Below are 17064 nucleotides of genomic sequence, written 5' to 3'. Positions count from 1 at the left end.
AAATAGATAAAAATCTCATGGTATTGGACAAAAACAATATAATGTCCAAATCTGGAATGAAATAAAATATTGTAGCTTGATAATGATTGAAAATGAAACTAGAATACATATATGGACAACAGTCCAAAACAGAAGGAGCCGGTCCTATGAAACTAAGTAAAGAAAAAAGAACTACAAATACTGCGAAAAGAACAGTAAGTGCATTTTCAAATGCATTGATAAGACTACTTCAGAAAAATGCGTTGGAACAGATCACAATTACAATGTTGTGTGATGAAAGTACTTATCCGAGGTCTACTTTTTATAATTATTTTGAAGATATTTTTGATTTGCTAGATTGTATTATGGAAGAACTCTCAAATGAGATCTCTGTAAATGATTTTAGAGAAATTGACGAGAGTATTAGAAGTATCACGCTTTTTGAAAGGACTTATGATGTATTAAGCAATCATTATCAAATAATCGAGAAAATTATAAAGAAAAACGATTATAACAGTAGCTTTATGCAGATGGTACGTAGTTCAATGAGAAATACAATATCGTATATTATTAATAATAGCGAATGTATTGCACAATTTCATGTTCCAAAGGAGATTATGCAAGTGCATTATAGCAATACAATTGAGTTAGTACTTGAACATTGCTTTTTAAGTAAAGAACCAATTTCAAAGGATGAAGCAATAAAAACATTGGATTTCCTTTTAAGAACATTAGAAAGAGAGGTAAAAAAGAGTGATAAAACAGATTGATGTTTTTGTACCTGAAGAATTATCAGGGATAAGATTGAATAATCGTATTTTACGTTCAGCTACAGACGAGGGGATGGCAGATAGTGATGGAAATCCTACTGAGAAATTGATAAAACTCTATGAAAATCTTGCAAAAGGCGGAATTGGTGGGATTATTACTGGATACATGTCTGTTTCAAAAGATGGAACATCAACAATGCCGGGTATGGTAATGATTGAATCAGACAATCGTATAACCAAACTAACAGAAGTGGTAAATCGAGTTCATCAGATGAGTGCTCCGATTATATGTCAGATAGCACATTGTGGAAGAAATGGTGTTGCTGGAAAGGCATTTAATGTTAATAGAATTTCAGAAGATACTATCGAACGTGTAATAAATGACTTTACGAATGCAGTGATTAGAGCTGAGAAAGCTGGCTTTGATGGAGTGGAGCTTCATCTGGCACATGGGTATTTCTTGAGTGAAATGATTTCAGGTCATACAAATAAGCGCAGAGATAAATGGGGTGGGTCAATTGAAAATCGTACTCGAATTGTAAAAGAGCTTATGAATAAGATTCGTATAGCATTACCGAATTATCCTATTTTGATTAAAATGAACGGTGATGAAATATATAGTGATGGAATCCATTCTGATGAAGCCGTTCAAATAGCAAAACTGCTTGAATTATTTGGAGTGAATGCAATAGAAGTATCATGTGGAATTGACTGGAAACAGATGGGACCTTCAAGAGGTGAAATTCCGGTTGAAATGATTATAAATAAGTTTCCAGGCATTAAGGATATGCCAAAACCTGTAAAGGCAGTAGTAAGACCTATTCTTCCAAGAGTAATGAAAGAAGTAAAGACCGAAAAGAAATACAATGTCCCATCTGCTAAAAAAATAAAGGAATCAGTGAAAATACCAGTAATAGTGGTAGGTGGTATTCATGATTTGGAGGATATTGAATCAACAATAAACCAGGATGGAATTGATTATGTGTCTATGAGCAGACCGCTAATATTGGAACCAGGATTAATCAATAAATTTAAGGAACATAAGGCACAGACTGCAAAATGCCTTTCCTGTAATTATTGTCTGATTGGATTATATAACGATCCTTTGAGGTGTTATTATGGAAAAGTAGCAAAGTGATTTGAACAGGAAGATTCATTCCATATATTGGCTAATAATTTGGGTTGAAAAGGGATGGGTAAGGCGTTAGGTCACACTTTCGCATACCATTTTTATATAGCCCATAATTATATAACAACCATATTAAGTCTATAAAAATCCAGAACTTATATCAAGAGTTCTGGATTTTTTATCTATTATTTTCTGTATATGTTGCTGTTCTTCAAGTTCCCATAGAATCTAAAAAACATAGTGAAATTCAATATGGTAGAAATTACCGAATATTTTCGAAAACTTTATAGATTGTATACATATACATACAAACATAGTGGGTGATATAATCACTTTAGGAGATGTAAATAAATAACATTTCCATAATTGCATTTCAGAAGGAAAATGCAATAAAAGAAAGGGGTTTACATATGCGTAAAAAAGAAAGAAGTAACAAACGATTCTTTCGAATGATTGCCTACTTACTTGTATTAAACTTAGTATTCTCAATGACTACTCCAATTGGATGGTTTGGAGATCTAAGTGAAGCAAACACGTATGTACAGGCAGCGACAACAACGTCTACAAAAGGTGCTGACACATTCTCTTGGGATAACGCAAACGTGTACTTTCTATTAACAGACAGATTTAATAACGGTAATACGACTAACGACCATTCTTATAACAGGGGACTTGATAAAAATGGGAACATTATAAATTATAGTGATACAAGCGCTACGTTTCACGGAGGGGATTTCGTAGGTATCACAGAGAAAATTAATGAAGGGTATTTTAATGATCTAGGTGTCAATGCATTATGGATCAGTGCTCCATATGAGCAGATCCATGGATACGTGGTAGGAAGTGATACTTCCAATAGTTTTCCACATTATGCATATCATGGATATTATGCCTTAGACTATACTCAGACGGATGCTAATTTTGGAACCGCAGAGGAATTTAAGACTTTAGTTGATACCGCTCACGAACATGGAATCAGAATTGTACTTGATATCGTAATGAATCATTCGGGTTACAATACTCTTTATGATATGGCTGAGTATAATTATGGTACTCTTTCCCCTAATTGGGAGGATACTTACTATAGGAGTACAGGAATCAATAATAAAGATTATCATAGTTTGATTGATTACACATCAAACTCATCCGATTGGGCAAAATGGTGGGGACCAGATTGGGTTAGAAGTGGTGTTGCAGGTTATGATGCAGGAGGTTCCACAAATCAAACCATGTCATTAGCTGGCCTTCCAGATTTTAAAACAGAATCAACCAAAACGGTAGGAATACCAAAGATTCTTCAAACAAAATGGACAAAAGAAGGACGCTATGCAACGGAATCAGCAGAACTTTCTTCTTATCTATCAAGCCACAATATGGCGATGACTACTACGAATGTTCTTACTTACTGGTTACAATCATGGGTTCGCGAGTATGGTGTGGATGGATTCCGTTGTGATACTGCAAAACACGTAGATCTTGCATCATGGGCTACCCTCAAAAAATCTTGTGTTGAAGCGTTAAAAGATTGGAAAGCAAAGAATCCAAGTAAAGCTCTTGATAATCTAGATTTCTGGATGACAGGAGAAGTATGGGATCATGGAGTATATAAAGATGATTACTATACAACAGGTGGTTTTGACTCACTTATTAACTTTAGCACACAAGGTGGTGGTATCTTAGCAAAGAGTACGGTTGCAGCTACCTATCAGTCATTTGCTAATTCTATTAATAGTGATCCTAATTTTAATGTATTGTCCTATCTTTCATCACATGATAGCGTGCTAGCAAGAGGTAATTCCATCTATCTTGGTTCAGCATTTTTGTTACTTCCAGGTGGTATACAGACCTTCTATGGAGATGAAACAAATCGTAAAATAGACGATACAGCCTCCACAAATGGTGATCATGAAGTAAGAAGTGATATGAACTGGTCTGATATGAATGAGACCACACTAGCTCATTGGCAGAAGGTTGGTACCTTCCGTCATAATCACATCGCTGTAGGTGCTGGGGCAAATGCTTCACTTACTTCTAGTGATGGAGTAGCATTTTCAAGAACATATAACAGTAATGATATTAGTGATAAGATTGCAGCTTGTATCGGATGTGAAAGTAATGCGAATGTAACGATTGATGTTTCTTCTCTATGGGCTGAGGGACAGACTCTTGTAAATGCGTATGATTTTACAACAGCTGTCGTTACGAATGGATCAGTAACATTTAATAGTGGTGCAAATGGTACCATTCTTATAGAAGAGCCAGATGGTAAGCCATTAGTATCAGTCATCGGTGCTGCCAAATTCCATGGCACACAAGATGTTACAATCGATATTGTAGATGCTGACAATGCAAAGGTATCCGTTGATGGAGCGAAGGAATTTCTTGCAGAAGATGGTGATACATTTACAATCGGTGAAACAGCATATGAAGGCGATAACGTGAGTGTTACAGTGGAAGCCACGAATGCAAAGGGAACTAGAAATGCCACTTATACCTTTTATAAAGCCTATGCGAATGAGGATATAACACCAAAACCAGTTCCTGAATACAAAGGTATCGTATATGTTAAGTCCTATGATGGTACTGCACCTTATGTATATGCATGGAAAGGTAGTAACACAGCACTAACTGCAGCTTGGCCTGGAACTAAGATGACAAAATTAAATGATCAAGGCTATTATGAGATGGATCTTGGCACTACGGATTCCTATAATGTGGTACTGAGTAATGGAAGTGGCAAGCAAAGCAGTAATATTACGAATCTTCAAGGTGGTGTATGGATTGATCTGACATCATCAAGTTTTACTTATAATATTGTGAAAAGAGAAGTGGTGCCAACCACCAATCCTATTACGATTAATGTAAAGAGCTTTAATGACTCGGCTCCATATCTATATATCTGGGATGCGGACGGTAATACATATAATGGCTCTTTCCCAGGAAGACCTTTATCGAATAAGACAGCGGATGGTTTGTATACTCTTACGATAGATTCCAGCTCTCCATCGGTAAATTGTATTGTAAGCTATGGAAGTAACACCAATCAGTCAAGTGCAATCACTGGTATTACGAAGGATGCTACAATCACAATAACTTCTGCAAATTGTAGCACCATTGAGGTAGTGAAAACAATAGTTACAGAATCCTCTTTAGACACTTTGAAAAAAGAAACAAGAGAAATTAAGAATCTAACCGCAGAGAATTATACAACGGAATCCTATACCAAACTATATTCTTATGTTGCACCAGCAGATGCGTTAATTGCATTAGGTGATAAAGCTGATGAAGCTGCTTTAAAGGATATGATTACTACAATCCAGACTGCGAAAGCCAATCTTGTAGTTGCCAAACCAACGGTAACCGGAGTTACATTAGGAAGTACAAGAATCTATGGTACAGCAGCATATGGAAGCAATGTTGCGATTAAGATTGGAAATAATGAATACAAGGCCGTAGCAGATGGCATCACTGGGGAATATTCGGTTGCCGTTGCTCCATTAGTTCTTACGGATCGTGTTATTGTATCATGTATATTAGGAAATAACTCCTCAAGTACAGATACTTATTATGTAAATAATGCAGAAAAAGTTGATCCAACGAGTATTACACTTAATAGTTCAAGTATAACAGTGGCTCCAGGAAGTACTGCAAGATTAGTAGCAACCGTATTACCAAGCAATGCTTCGGATACTTCGGTTACTTGGAAGACTAGCAATAGTTCAGTAGCTACAGTAATTGATGGTACTGTAACTGGTATAGCAAAAGGAACTGCAACAATCACTGCTACAACTTCTAATGGATTAACTGCCTCCGTAGTAGTTACCGTTTCAACAGAGGATATTAAAGTGACTAGTATCACTCTTAATCCATTAACAGCTACCATAATAAAAGGTGATACAACAACTTTAACAGCAAATGTATTACCAGTTAATGCAACGGATCAGAAAGTAACTTGGACAACGAGCAATAGTGCAGTAGCCACAGTAGCATCTGGTGTTATAACTGGTGTCTCAGCTGGTAACGTTACCATCACAGCTACTACATCAAATGGTTTAACTGCAACAGCAAACATCACAGTAACCGAAACACAAAGTAATAATTATATGTATTTTGAAAAACCATCTACTTGGGGAAATACCATATATGCATACATATGGAACAGTAATGTTACATATAAAAATGCAGTATGGCCAGGATTAGTAACAACACAATATTCCAATGGCGTGTATATGATTGAATGGCCAAAAGATTATACAGGTACAGACCTTAATGTAATCTTTACGGATAAAACTCATCAGACAGCTGATTTAAAAGCAATTAAAAATGGTTATTACACAAGTAGTGGATATCATCACACGGTTACACCAGGAGAGTTTACTCCAACTAGTGTTACATTAGACACATCAACTGCTTCGATTGAAGTGGGAAGTACAAAAGCATTTGTTGCAACAGTATTACCAACAACAGCTTCCTCAAGTGTTACTTGGACTTCAAGTGATAATTCGATTGCTACAGTATCACAAGGAGTTGTAACAGGAGTCGCAGAAGGAACAACAACGATTACTGCAACGACAACGAATGGTCTTACAGCGACAACTACGGTTTCCGTAATACCATCCACGAAGAGTTATATGTATTTTGTAAAACCTGCCACTTGGGGTAACACGATCTATGCTTATATGTGGACGGATGATGGTACTTATAAGAACAAAGCTTGGCCAGGAGTTGTAACTACATTACAACCTGATGGAAAGTATGCAATCGAGTATCCTAAGGGATATACTGGTTTGAATATTATCTTTACGGATGGTTCTAAGCAGACGGCTGATCTGAAAGCAGTTGAAGGGTATACTTATAGTGTGAATTGATGGAATAGTATAAGGAATAGTTGATTATTAGAGGAGCTGACCATGATGATGAAGCGTGTGGTCAGCTTCTTTTTAATGATATAAACATGACTTAAAACAGACCTCAAATTGAAGTTATAATTAAAATTTCTTTATAAAATATTTTTTTATAGCGATATTATATAAATGAAGATGGTATAATATGGTATTGTATAGTAAAAAAAGATATAAGACTAAAAAAGAAGTGATAAAGAATGAATTATAATACTAATAATGAAAAATTGTAGAGGGAGATGTATATAATGAATTTAAATATTATTGGAAATGGTTTTGATTTGTATCATGGATTACCAAGTTCCTATTACTATTTTGGTTGCTATCTTATTGAAAATGATTCTGATTTATATATGGCACTATCCAAATGGTTTAGGTTTAAATACTATTCAAAAGCAAGAGGTTATCCATATGAAGATTTTGAGTATGGAGTAGAAGAACAATTTTGGTCATATTTTGAAGAACGTTTAGGAATTGTTGATGAAACTGCAATTATTGATACATATGACTCTGATTTGGGTTTGGAGATTAACGATTATGATATTCCAATGGATGATGATCAAATCGCGAATGAACTTCGTAAAATGTTTATTTCATGGGTTTCAAATACACTGGATATAAAAGATAATTATCGAATTATTAGAAAATTTAAAAATATAACTAAAAATAAAAAACATTATAAAATGGGATTTACCAATAGTGATAGATATTTATTGTTTAATTATACCCATGTATTACAGAATATATATGGAATACAGCCTATAAACATTTGCTATGTTCATGGTGAATGTACAGGTGATGATGACGATGAATTAATATTTGGACATGGGAATAAAGAAAGAATAGAAGAGATTAAGGATATTATTTATGAATATAATAATCGAAGTTTATATCAATCAGAAAGAACTAACCAACTTGAATATGAGTGTCTACTAAGATTTATGGAAACCCTTGAAAAAGATGTTAATAGATGTAAGTGGAATACAGAAAATTTTTATAATCATTTTTCAGAAGAGCCAGATTTTATTAATGTATATGGTATGTCACTAGGAAATGTAGATTATCCGTATTTCAAACAAATTAGAGGTAAATGGCCAAAAACAAAATGGAGATTTAGTTATTATTCAATACTAGACGAAGATAAGATAAATGAGTTGGTTAAAAGATTAGCTATACCTAAATCTCAATTTATAACATTTAAATTTGATAATCCTATATGCTGGGAAGTAATGGACACAATTGTAGCAAAAACTGGGATTACGCTCTATAAAGAAGTTAAGAGCAGATAGTAGATTAGTACCTGGTCATACATGAGATATAACGAAAATTAAACTTAGAATTTCCTATTAACTTACTTATAAAAATTATCAAAAAAAAGCGAGTCTAATAATTTTAAAACTCGCTTCTAGTCTTAATCTTTAAATTTCATTAGTGAATATTTTTCACATAAGTCATCTAAAACGGCAAAAGAATGATCACTTTTACCATGTATATATGACATCGGATTAGATGTTGTGATATAATCGTCATTTAATAATTGAGAACAAATACTATTAAGCATTCCAGCAGTTCTACTTATACCGTCAAAGCTATGTAATAATCTGTATATATCACTTTCATCTAATTTTTTAACAATATGCATTATTTCATTTAATTGACATGTAGCTATATTAAGTTCTTCATTTAAAAATTTAGGTCCTCTCGTGAAAACTTTTCTGGTAAATTATTCATTAAATCACCTCCCATATATTATTAATTATTTAATATTATAACTAAATGCTTTATCCTTTATATCAAATTAATGAAGATAGAAATATACTTTTGCTAGAATAGATTGATTACATGTGATGATGAATCGTATGGTCAGCTTCTTTCTTTTATAGATGGAATTAATTTAATTAATTTATTCCTTAAGTTGATATGATAGTTAAGGAAAAATATAAAATAATGTTTGATAATGACATTATATGGTTATAGAGGTATAATTTAAAAAAACAATAATAACAAACAAATTTGATTGAGAGGAGGATATTATGTCTTTTGATTGTGGGTTTGAGAAAGAAAACAACTGGTTTAGATATCGTGCTGCAGCAATTATAGTTGAAGATGGATGTGTACTTTTCGCAGGAAATGAAATTGAGGATTATTACTATTCCATTGGTGGTGGAGTTCACATGAATGAAAAAGCCGAAGATGCTGTTAAGCGTGAAGTCTTTGAAGAAACAGGTGTAATGTATGAGATTGAGAGACTAGCTGTTATTCACGAGAATTTCTTTGATGGGGATGGTGGAACTTTAGATAGTATGCATTGCCACGAAATTGCATTTTACTATCTGATGAAGCCAAGAGGAACACAGCAACTATGTAGTAATAGTTATACCTGTGGTGTAAAAGAAGATATGCACTGGATTCCAATTATAGATTTGGATAAATATAAAGCATATCCATCTTTCTTGAAGGATTATTTAAAAGGTTCACATGAGGATATTATTCATATTGTAACGGATGAAAGAGAATAAATATCCAATATGTAGAGCTACTCTAACATTTCATTATATTTAGAGATACATAAAAGAAAGAAATACCAAATATGAATCTATGGAGGTAATGTATGCCTATGAAAGGATTAGAATGGACATTTGATACAGTAGCTGAGGAATATGATAAATGGCGTCCTGAATATGTTCCAGAACTTTATTCTGATATTTTTTGGTACACTAATATATTCCCAGAAAGTCATGCACTTGAAATCGGTATAGGAACGGGACAAGCAACAAAACCCATACTAGAAACAGGATGTTCTGTAATTGCTGTTGAACCTGGTAAAAATCTTGCCGAATTAACAAGAGAAAACTTTAAATTACATCACAATCTCACAGTAGTTAATTCATCATTTCAATCTTTTGTGTGTGAGAATGAATCCTTTGATTTAATCTATTCTGCAAGTGCATTTCATTGGATCGATGAGGAAGAGGGATATCGTAAAGTATATCATTTATTAAAACCAGGTGGGACCTTTGCAAGATTCGCTAGTCATCCATTTAATTATATTGAGGGACAGGAAGAACTATCTGACAAGATTGAAACTATATATTTTAAATATATGCCGAGACATGAAGGTGAAACATCGCCAAAACCAAGGTATATTTATAACGAAGTAGATGCCAAAAAACGTTCAGAGATTGCTTTAAAGTATGGATTCTGTGATATTAAAACTCATGTGTATTATAGAGATTTAGTCTATACTTCCGAAGAATACATAAAAAGAATTGGAATAGAATGTGATAAAATTGCGATGGACAGTAGTACAAGAAAACAACTGTTGAATGATATTAGTAATGCTATAGATGAGTATGGCGGGAAAATAATAATTCGAGATATGATTGATTTGAATCTAGCACGTAAGTTGTAAAACATAATAAAATCTAAGTTGTAGTCGATTATAAACTGACTATATATTTATGAAGTTAAGTAGGATAGAACTAAATAATTTGAAGTTGTAGTGAAAGTATATTGATATGATAGGAGGATGTAACAATGTTTGAAAAGAAAGAATTCCCAATACTAGAATTTGATTGTAATCCAAAAGGGAAAATAGAACCACTAAACGTAGTAACTAAAATTGACGTTCCAGAATGCTGTGTAATTACATTCTTTAGTGATGTAATTGATGATATGTTGCAATCCAATAGGCTAAAACAGATCTCTACTTTTTACACAGCGACTGTTCACTTGCCAATTTACGAGACTGAATATAATGGTGAAAAGATTGCTATTACCCTAGGTTTTTTAGGTGCCGCAGGTGCAGCAGCACAATTAGAAGAATTAATAGCTATGGGATTTTCAAAGTTTATTGTGTGCGGTGCTGCTGGAGTGTTACAAAAGGGCATTCAAGTTGGACATTTGGTTATTCCTTATACAGCTGTTCGAGATGAGGGAGTATCTTACCACTATATAGAGCCATCAAGAGAGGTAGAGTGTAATCAACATGCGGTAAGCATTATAGAAAAACATTTACAAAACAAAAACATACCTTATATCAATGCAAAAACCTGGACTACTGATGCGTTTTATAGAGAAACAGAGGATAAAATTGCTCTTCGTGTTTCAGAGGGTTGCGTTACAGTAGAAATGGAAGCAGCAGCTTTTTTTGCTGTATCTAAATTTCGAAATGTAACATTAGGCCAAGTATTATTTGGTGGCGATGATTTGAGCGGTGTAGAATGGGATTCACGTTCGTGGAATAGTAGAGAAGAAATTAAGAAAAATCTCGTAGAAATATCTTTTGAAATATGCTTGCAATTATAATATTCATACGGTTATGAGCACACTAAGAAATTGCTAATTATTTTAATTTAGAGAGTATATCAATTTCTTATTATAGTTATTGAAATATAGCTTTACAATAATGATATGCATAACAATTAATGTAAATAAATAAGCTTACTTGGAGAACTGTAGTTGATGAAGGTTATATATCACATTGGAAAAACAATTGGCTTTGACACTATTGCGAAAAAAGGAATAATTAAAGTGGATACGCAGCCGATTATGATAGAATCAAAGGAAGGGAACCTTGTATTAAATGACTTGAAATGTGTTGATTTGATTAAGGTGAATGGGTTGGGAACAATGATTAAAGTTCAAAACAGCTCAGATATAATATATATTGCTGTTCCAAGAATCTTTATCGAAATTGGAACAGGATTTATAATAGTAAATTTCTTTGCAACAAAAAAACTATATATACGTATAAATAAAGAATGGAGAAATCAACTATGAACAAGCAAAATGTTGTGAAAACAGATCATTTAATAATAGAGCCGTTATCGGATAGTGAAATGGAACATTTGATTGCTAAAGAATTGGACACGGATATGAAACAGGCTTATTCAGAAATGCTTGCTGGATGTAAACAAAATCCGGAACAGAGAATCTGGCATGCCGTATGGAATATGCAGATAAATGATGTGACAGGTAAAAGTGTCGGCGATTTATCTTTTAAAGGATTGGATTCTAACGGAATAGTTGAAATAGGATATGGAATTAAAGAAGAATATGAAGGACAGGGCTATATGACAGAAGCTGTTACTGCAATGGCAAGATGGGCAAGTGAACAGATAGGTGTTAAATATGTTGAAGCAGAAACAGATCCAGATAACAAGGCATCACAAAGAGTTCTTGAGAAATCTGGATTCATTCTGAATGGGAAGATTGGAGTGGAAGGGCCAAGATATGTATGGAAGAAAGTTTATTTGAATTAGTTGGTCAGTTTGGAAATACGGATTAATAATGAGATGAAAGGGAAGTCATATGTTGGAGTTAATACACCGAGATCCTAGGTTTTTGAACGGATATAAAGAATATTGTCAGGAATTTTACGACCATTGCCTTTATTTAGCATATGGAGGGAACGTATGGATAAATTAGAGATACAAAATGGTGATGCGGATACAGCCATATCAATAATGAAGGAAGTTGCTACTTGGGGACGTGAAAAAGGCTTAAGGGTATGGTTAGATGATTGGCTCACAAAAGAAGAACTTTTAACTAATGAAGTAAAAGAGGAGAACTTTTATGTTGGTAACATTAATGGAGAAAATGCTTGTAGTTTCATTTTGCAGTGGAGTGATTCTGAGTGGTGGCCTAATGCTAAAGGATATGAAGCGGCCTATCTTCATAAGTTTTGTGTGCGTAGAAAATTTGCTCATCAAGGAATGACAAGGCAAGTAATAGATTGTATCAAAAAAATATGTCGTACTAAAGGAGTTAAGTATATCCGATTAGATACCGGTAACAATGAGGAAGTTGTAAAACAAATATATTTAAGGGCAGGTTTCAAAATAGTAAAAGTAATTGATGAAAGTGAAATGGCTTTATATGAAATGGAAATTAATATAATCTAATATTCATTATATTTATGAAGTAAAACTTAGTGCATTGGAAAATTTGAATTTGGAGGGATTTTTATATGGAAAATAAAAAAAATTACATCAAGTGGATTCGAAGTAAAGTTGGACATGATAAAATTATTCTTGTTTTTGCTGGTGGTTGTATCTTTAATGAAAAGGGAGAAGTATTACTGCAGAAGAGAGGGGATAGTAACAAGTGGGGGTTCCCTGGCGGGGCAATTGAACTTGGTGAAACGCCTCAGATGGCAGCAATTAGAGAAGCAAAAGAAGAGACTGGTTTAGACGTTGAAGTGAATAATCTAATTGGAATATATACAGATATTTGTATGGAATATTCAAACGGTGACAAGGCTCATAGTATTCTCATTGCCTATGAACTTAGTGCAATAGGTGGAAAATTGTTTTGTGATAAAGAAGAAACATTAGAGCTAAAATATTTTTCTTTGGATAATATGCCTGAATTGTTTTGTAAACAGCATGAAGATTTTTTGCTTGATATTAAAGCTCGATAAATTCTAATTTGTGAGGGTGATATCAATTATGAAGCAGTAATACCTGTTGCATAACATTTTTACAGAAAGAGTAAACCGTTATTTGAGAAAAAAAGCAATTGAAATAAGCCATGTAGGAGTGAATGTTATATTGGATTGGGGCTTCTGGGCAAGTAAAGATAGAATAGAAATTTCAGAATTTTTCAAGCTTAACAATATTCAATATGAATGGCATTATATTGACATAGAGTCCGACAGGTGGAAAAAACAAATAGAAGAAAGAAATAGAATAATTGAAGAAGGCAATGGAGGTTCTGACCTTTATTTAGATGAAGGGTTAATGAATAAGTTGTTATCTATATTTGAAGAACCAAATAGAGAAGAAATCGATGTTTGGTATATAAACAGTTAATAGATGAATTTCAATTTGTAGAGATTGTTGTGCCCATTATATTTATTAGGATAGTATATGCATTATTGTTGGTGAATGCGAAGCGGGTTATTTATTTTAGGTGGTGTAAAATAATGAAAATAAAACGTCTTGATCTTGATTTAAAGTGGGGATTTGATAATCACCGAGCTTTGATTAGATGTTGTAAAAACAGAATTTCTATGCTCTAAAATTCTTCATTATGTATATGATAGAATTGGCAAGGGTGAAGAACAATTTAAAAGCCGAAATCAAAAATACTCAGAAAAGGGGATATAAAATGAAAACAAAACTTAATCATGTTAGAGCAAATGTTTCTGATTTACAAAAGTCTATAGAATGGTATGAAAACGTACTAGGATTTGAATGTACGGGAGCTGATATTACGAATAGATGGTCTTATGCTGATTTTGAATGTGGTGAAGGTGCTACTTTTGCTATTGCTGTTAGCCATAATGGAACAACCAGTGCAAGATTTAACTTTGTTGTTGATAATGTTGATGTGTTATGGGAAAAATTAAAAAGTGAAGTGACAATTGTAGAAACTATTGAAACAATGCCTTATGGAAATCGAAAATTTACTATTGCCGATCCTGATGGTAATGAAATTGGTTTAGTTCAAGAGAACTTTAATATTATGTAATTAGATGTATTGTATATATAATAAAAGTTTATAGTTGGTTCAAATGCATATGAAATTAAGTTAGGTTGATTACTGTATAATTGTTTTATTTATTAATATTTCTTTGGAGGTAAATAACATGGTGATTCCGAAAATATATGTTGAAAAAATGGATTTAGAATTAAATATTAAGCTAATATGTAGATATGTAAATCCTGAATTTAATAGAAAAAATAAGAGTAGACCTTTTGCTGAGCGTACATATTTACTATTTCCTGACTTAAGAGGAAAAATATTAGATCATATGGATAATGAAGAGATTTACAAGATTGTAAAACCTTGTGTTGAACTAGCTTTTATGGAAAAAGAATTAGAGATAGATGAAAAAATTAGAAAGTTACAGACTTCTTTCGATGCAATACAAAGAGAGTTAATAACTAATCTGATTGATATCTTTGATATGAAATGGCCAGTAGAATATGAAAGAATTACATGTTATATAGGGTGTATTTCAAGCTTTCCAAGGAATGTAATAACAAAAGAATTTTTTGTTTCATATGAAAAAGATATAGATTATCTTATGATGGCTTCTATACATGAAATTAATCACTTTGTATTATTTGAAAAATGGAAACAGATGCATGGTTATAACAATGATAATGAACCGCTGTATCCTGACACATTATGGTTTCTTGAAGAAATGGCGGTTGACCCAACGTTAAATATTACGTGTATACAGAATATAGCACCATATCCGCAGAAAGCATATGAGCAATTTTATGAATGTATGATTGATGGTATATCAGCTGAAAATCATATAATAAATATGTTTACTAATAGAACTTCAATTGAAGATTTTTTAAATAGAGCTTATGATTTTATTGATAAACATAAAAATTTACTTTTATAGTACTCTATACAATCATATGACTACTTTTTCTTCAATCAGAAAATTTTTAATAGAGGCAAGTAAAAGATGACATTACAAGAATATTTAGAAAATCCTTGTGGAACCTTATCCATACCATATTGGAAAGCAAAAAGATTGATTATACCAGAACATATAAAGATTGTACATAATACAAACTTCTCAGAAGATTTGTTAGATGAATATACTGATACTGCATATTTTCGAATAATGCACAAGTTAAATAAAGTTGATAAAACTGAATTGCGCCAAGATGTTTTAATTACTACAATTACTGAATCACAATTTCCTTTATTAGTAGAATTAATTAATCAATCATATTTACATCTTGGAATAAAAGTAGATTTTGAACAAGTGAAAGAATGGACAAGATCAGAAGTATATGCGCCAGATTTATGGACAGCAGTAATGAAAGAGAACAAAATGATTGGAGCAATTATTGTTGATTATGATAAGATTGCCAAAGAAGCTTTTATTGAATGGTTACAAGTCTTACCCGAATACAGAGGAGCTGGAATTGCTACAACAATGTTAGGAGACAGTTTAAATCGTATGCAAGGAAAAGCAGAATTTGTAACAGTGTCAGGCATGGTCAACAATGAAACACAACCAGAAAAGATATATAGAAAGTGTGGATTCATCGGTGAAGATGTTTGGCATGTATTGGTAAGCAAAAATTATAATAAAATTAAATAACAGCAAATAAAATCAAGCAGTAATATCTCTATATCTTTATAATAAATATAGGGTGATTGAAACGAGGTAAATAGACGAATGTACGAGTGGCGGAAACAGATTCAAATGATTGTTGATGAAATTGACAAATGTATTAAAAATAATAACGATGAAGCCTTGACACTAAGCTTTCTTTCTAACAGGCTGGGTTATTCCGAATATCATACTACCAGAAAATTCAAAGAAATATCGGGTATGCAATTTAGGGATTATCTACGGCATAGGAAATTAGCCTTTGCACTAAAAGAGGTGAGAGATAGTGAAAAAAGCATTTTGGATATTGCTTTTAATTATGGTTTTTCATCAAATGAAGCTTTTACTAGAGCCTTCAAGGGAACATATGGTGTAACTCCAAGTGAATACCGAAAAAAGCCTGATCCTGTCGTTCTTCGTACAAAAATAAACCCTTTCGATCGCTACTTTTTAGGATTTGGAGAGATTGGTATGATAAAATCTACAGAGGATATAAAAATTTATTTTGTAACTATTCCAGCACATAAATTTGTACACATTAAAAACTATGAGAGTAATGGATATTGGGATTTTTGGCAAAAGCAAAGTCTTATTCCAGGACAGGACTGCGAGACTATATGTGGCTTACTCGATAGTATCAAAGGCAAATTAGATGACGAAGGTGGGAGCGAATCGAACAGCGGAAGCGGTCAGATTATGGCGTACATCAATGACCCAGAGGGCAGACTCTGCGATTGGGGCATTCCGCGTACAGAGTGTTATGGTGCACGTCTTCCTATTGATTATAAAGGCGAAGTACCACCACAAATGCTTATGATTGATGTTCCTGAAGCAGAGTATATTGTTTTTGAACATGGACCATTCGATTATGAGCAGGAAAATCGTAGTGTGGAAGATAAGATTGAAAAGGCAATGGCAACTTTTGATTATGCAGGCACCGGTTACTGCTTGGATACTTCACCTGGTAGAATAATGTACTTTCATCATAATCCGGAACAGTATTTTAAATATATCAGACCAGTAAGGAAGGTAATGTAATTAACTATATAACAAAATTATCACTATTAAAAATCACAATAAGCTGTATCATACTTAAAAGCAATACTAGGAATAACTCTTGGTATTACTTTTTTAATGAAAAGCTTTATTAATCCCGTGTATATGGTTGGCTTTTTCTAGTAAGGGTGATGATAT

16 protein-coding genes are annotated in these 17064 nt (G+C 33.0%); all 16 read left to right on the top strand.

The window, feature by feature from the left end; genetic code table 11:
- Positions 1-146: 146 nt before the first annotated feature.
- The 16 genes from bsdtb5_RS11435 (at position 147) to bsdtb5_RS11360 (ending at position 16908) form a co-directional block, all read left to right on the top strand.
- The gene (locus bsdtb5_RS11435; protein ID WP_271712115.1) at positions 147-749 is read left to right on the top strand and encodes a TetR/AcrR family transcriptional regulator; all 603 of its coding nucleotides are present in this window, start codon (positions 147-149) and stop codon (positions 747-749) included.
- Positions 733-1887 (top strand): NADH:flavin oxidoreductase, encoded by a 1155-nt coding sequence (locus tag bsdtb5_RS11430; RefSeq protein WP_271712114.1) that lies wholly within the window; start codon positions 733-735, stop codon positions 1885-1887. Before bsdtb5_RS11435 ends, bsdtb5_RS11430 begins: the two co-directional genes overlap by 17 nt.
- 401 nt (positions 1888-2288) lie before the next feature.
- Complete coding sequence (locus tag bsdtb5_RS11425) at positions 2289-6746, top strand: starch-binding protein (RefSeq protein ID WP_271712113.1); 4458 nt, start codon at positions 2289-2291, stop codon at positions 6744-6746.
- Positions 6747-7027: 281 nt separating this feature from the next.
- Positions 7028-8068 carry an AbiH family protein gene (locus tag bsdtb5_RS11420; RefSeq protein WP_271712112.1) on the top strand — a complete coding sequence of 347 codons (1041 nt, stop codon included), beginning with the start codon at positions 7028-7030 and terminating at the stop codon, positions 8066-8068.
- 744 nt (positions 8069-8812) lie between these two features.
- Positions 8813-9298 (top strand): NUDIX hydrolase, encoded by a 486-nt coding sequence (locus bsdtb5_RS11415; protein ID WP_271712111.1) that lies wholly within the window; start codon positions 8813-8815, stop codon positions 9296-9298.
- Between the two features lie 98 nt (positions 9299-9396).
- Positions 9397-10191 carry a class I SAM-dependent methyltransferase gene (locus bsdtb5_RS11410; RefSeq protein ID WP_271712110.1) on the top strand — a complete coding sequence of 265 codons (795 nt, stop codon included), beginning with the start codon at positions 9397-9399 and terminating at the stop codon, positions 10189-10191.
- 125 nt (positions 10192-10316) lie between these two features.
- Positions 10317-11087 carry a nucleoside phosphorylase gene (locus tag bsdtb5_RS11405; protein WP_271712109.1) on the top strand — a complete coding sequence of 257 codons (771 nt, stop codon included), beginning with the start codon at positions 10317-10319 and terminating at the stop codon, positions 11085-11087.
- Between the two features lie 153 nt (positions 11088-11240).
- The gene (locus bsdtb5_RS11400) at positions 11241-11561 is read left to right on the top strand and encodes a hypothetical protein (protein WP_271712108.1); all 321 of its coding nucleotides are present in this window, start codon (positions 11241-11243) and stop codon (positions 11559-11561) included.
- A complete protein-coding gene (locus bsdtb5_RS11395; protein ID WP_271712107.1) occupies positions 11558-12043 on the top strand; it encodes a GNAT family N-acetyltransferase in 486 nt (161 codons plus the stop codon). The genes bsdtb5_RS11400 and bsdtb5_RS11395 overlap by 4 nt, the downstream gene beginning before the upstream one ends.
- Before the next feature lie 153 nt (positions 12044-12196).
- The gene (locus bsdtb5_RS11390) at positions 12197-12685 is read left to right on the top strand and encodes a GNAT family N-acetyltransferase (protein ID WP_271712106.1); all 489 of its coding nucleotides are present in this window, start codon (positions 12197-12199) and stop codon (positions 12683-12685) included.
- A 65-nt stretch (positions 12686-12750) separates the two neighbouring features.
- Positions 12751-13203 (top strand): NUDIX hydrolase, encoded by a 453-nt coding sequence (locus tag bsdtb5_RS11385; protein ID WP_271712105.1) that lies wholly within the window; start codon positions 12751-12753, stop codon positions 13201-13203.
- 82 nt (positions 13204-13285) lie between these two features.
- The gene (locus tag bsdtb5_RS11380; protein WP_271712104.1) at positions 13286-13594 is read left to right on the top strand and encodes a hypothetical protein; all 309 of its coding nucleotides are present in this window, start codon (positions 13286-13288) and stop codon (positions 13592-13594) included.
- Positions 13595-13892: 298 nt separating this feature from the next.
- Positions 13893-14255 carry a VOC family protein gene (locus bsdtb5_RS11375; RefSeq protein ID WP_271712103.1) on the top strand — a complete coding sequence of 121 codons (363 nt, stop codon included), beginning with the start codon at positions 13893-13895 and terminating at the stop codon, positions 14253-14255.
- 118 nt (positions 14256-14373) lie between these two features.
- Positions 14374-15144 (top strand): hypothetical protein, encoded by a 771-nt coding sequence (locus bsdtb5_RS11370; RefSeq protein WP_271712102.1) that lies wholly within the window; start codon positions 14374-14376, stop codon positions 15142-15144.
- A 66-nt stretch (positions 15145-15210) separates the two neighbouring features.
- Positions 15211-15858, top strand: coding sequence for a GNAT family N-acetyltransferase (locus bsdtb5_RS11365; protein WP_271712101.1), 648 nt, complete (start codon positions 15211-15213; stop codon positions 15856-15858).
- Between the two features lie 78 nt (positions 15859-15936).
- A complete protein-coding gene (locus bsdtb5_RS11360; protein ID WP_271712100.1) occupies positions 15937-16908 on the top strand; it encodes a helix-turn-helix transcriptional regulator in 972 nt (323 codons plus the stop codon).
- The last annotated feature ends 156 nt before the right edge of the window (positions 16909-17064 follow it).

Origin of the sequence: Anaeromicropila herbilytica (assembly GCF_016591975.1) — a bacterium.
Classification (GTDB): Bacteria; Bacillota; Clostridia; order Lachnospirales; family Lachnospiraceae; genus Anaeromicropila; species Anaeromicropila herbilytica.
This window is presented reverse-complemented; position numbering and strand designations above follow the sequence as displayed.

Excerpts from the sequence above, each read along its gene's own strand:
- bsdtb5_RS11420 (WP_271712112.1), top strand. The coding sequence starts at position 7,028 with ATGAATTTAAATATTATTGGAAATGGTTTTGATTTGTATCATGGATTA.
- bsdtb5_RS11370 (WP_271712102.1), top strand. The coding sequence starts at position 14,374 with ATGGTGATTCCGAAAATATATGTTGAAAAAATGGATTTAGAATTAAAT.
- bsdtb5_RS11425 (WP_271712113.1), top strand. The coding sequence starts at position 2,289 with ATGCGTAAAAAAGAAAGAAGTAACAAACGATTCTTTCGAATGATTGCC.
- bsdtb5_RS11410 (WP_271712110.1), top strand. The coding sequence starts at position 9,397 with ATGAAAGGATTAGAATGGACATTTGATACAGTAGCTGAGGAATATGAT.
- bsdtb5_RS11415 (WP_271712111.1), top strand. The coding sequence starts at position 8,813 with ATGTCTTTTGATTGTGGGTTTGAGAAAGAAAACAACTGGTTTAGATAT.
- bsdtb5_RS11375 (WP_271712103.1), top strand. The coding sequence starts at position 13,893 with ATGAAAACAAAACTTAATCATGTTAGAGCAAATGTTTCTGATTTACAA.
- bsdtb5_RS11435 (WP_271712115.1), top strand. The coding sequence starts at position 147 with ATGAAACTAAGTAAAGAAAAAAGAACTACAAATACTGCGAAAAGAACA.
- bsdtb5_RS11395 (WP_271712107.1), top strand. The coding sequence starts at position 11,558 with ATGAACAAGCAAAATGTTGTGAAAACAGATCATTTAATAATAGAGCCG.
- bsdtb5_RS11390 (WP_271712106.1), top strand. The coding sequence starts at position 12,197 with ATGGATAAATTAGAGATACAAAATGGTGATGCGGATACAGCCATATCA.
- bsdtb5_RS11405 (WP_271712109.1), top strand. The coding sequence starts at position 10,317 with ATGTTTGAAAAGAAAGAATTCCCAATACTAGAATTTGATTGTAATCCA.
- bsdtb5_RS11385 (WP_271712105.1), top strand. The coding sequence starts at position 12,751 with ATGGAAAATAAAAAAAATTACATCAAGTGGATTCGAAGTAAAGTTGGA.
- bsdtb5_RS11360 (WP_271712100.1), top strand. The coding sequence starts at position 15,937 with ATGTACGAGTGGCGGAAACAGATTCAAATGATTGTTGATGAAATTGAC.
- bsdtb5_RS11365 (WP_271712101.1), top strand. The coding sequence starts at position 15,211 with ATGACATTACAAGAATATTTAGAAAATCCTTGTGGAACCTTATCCATA.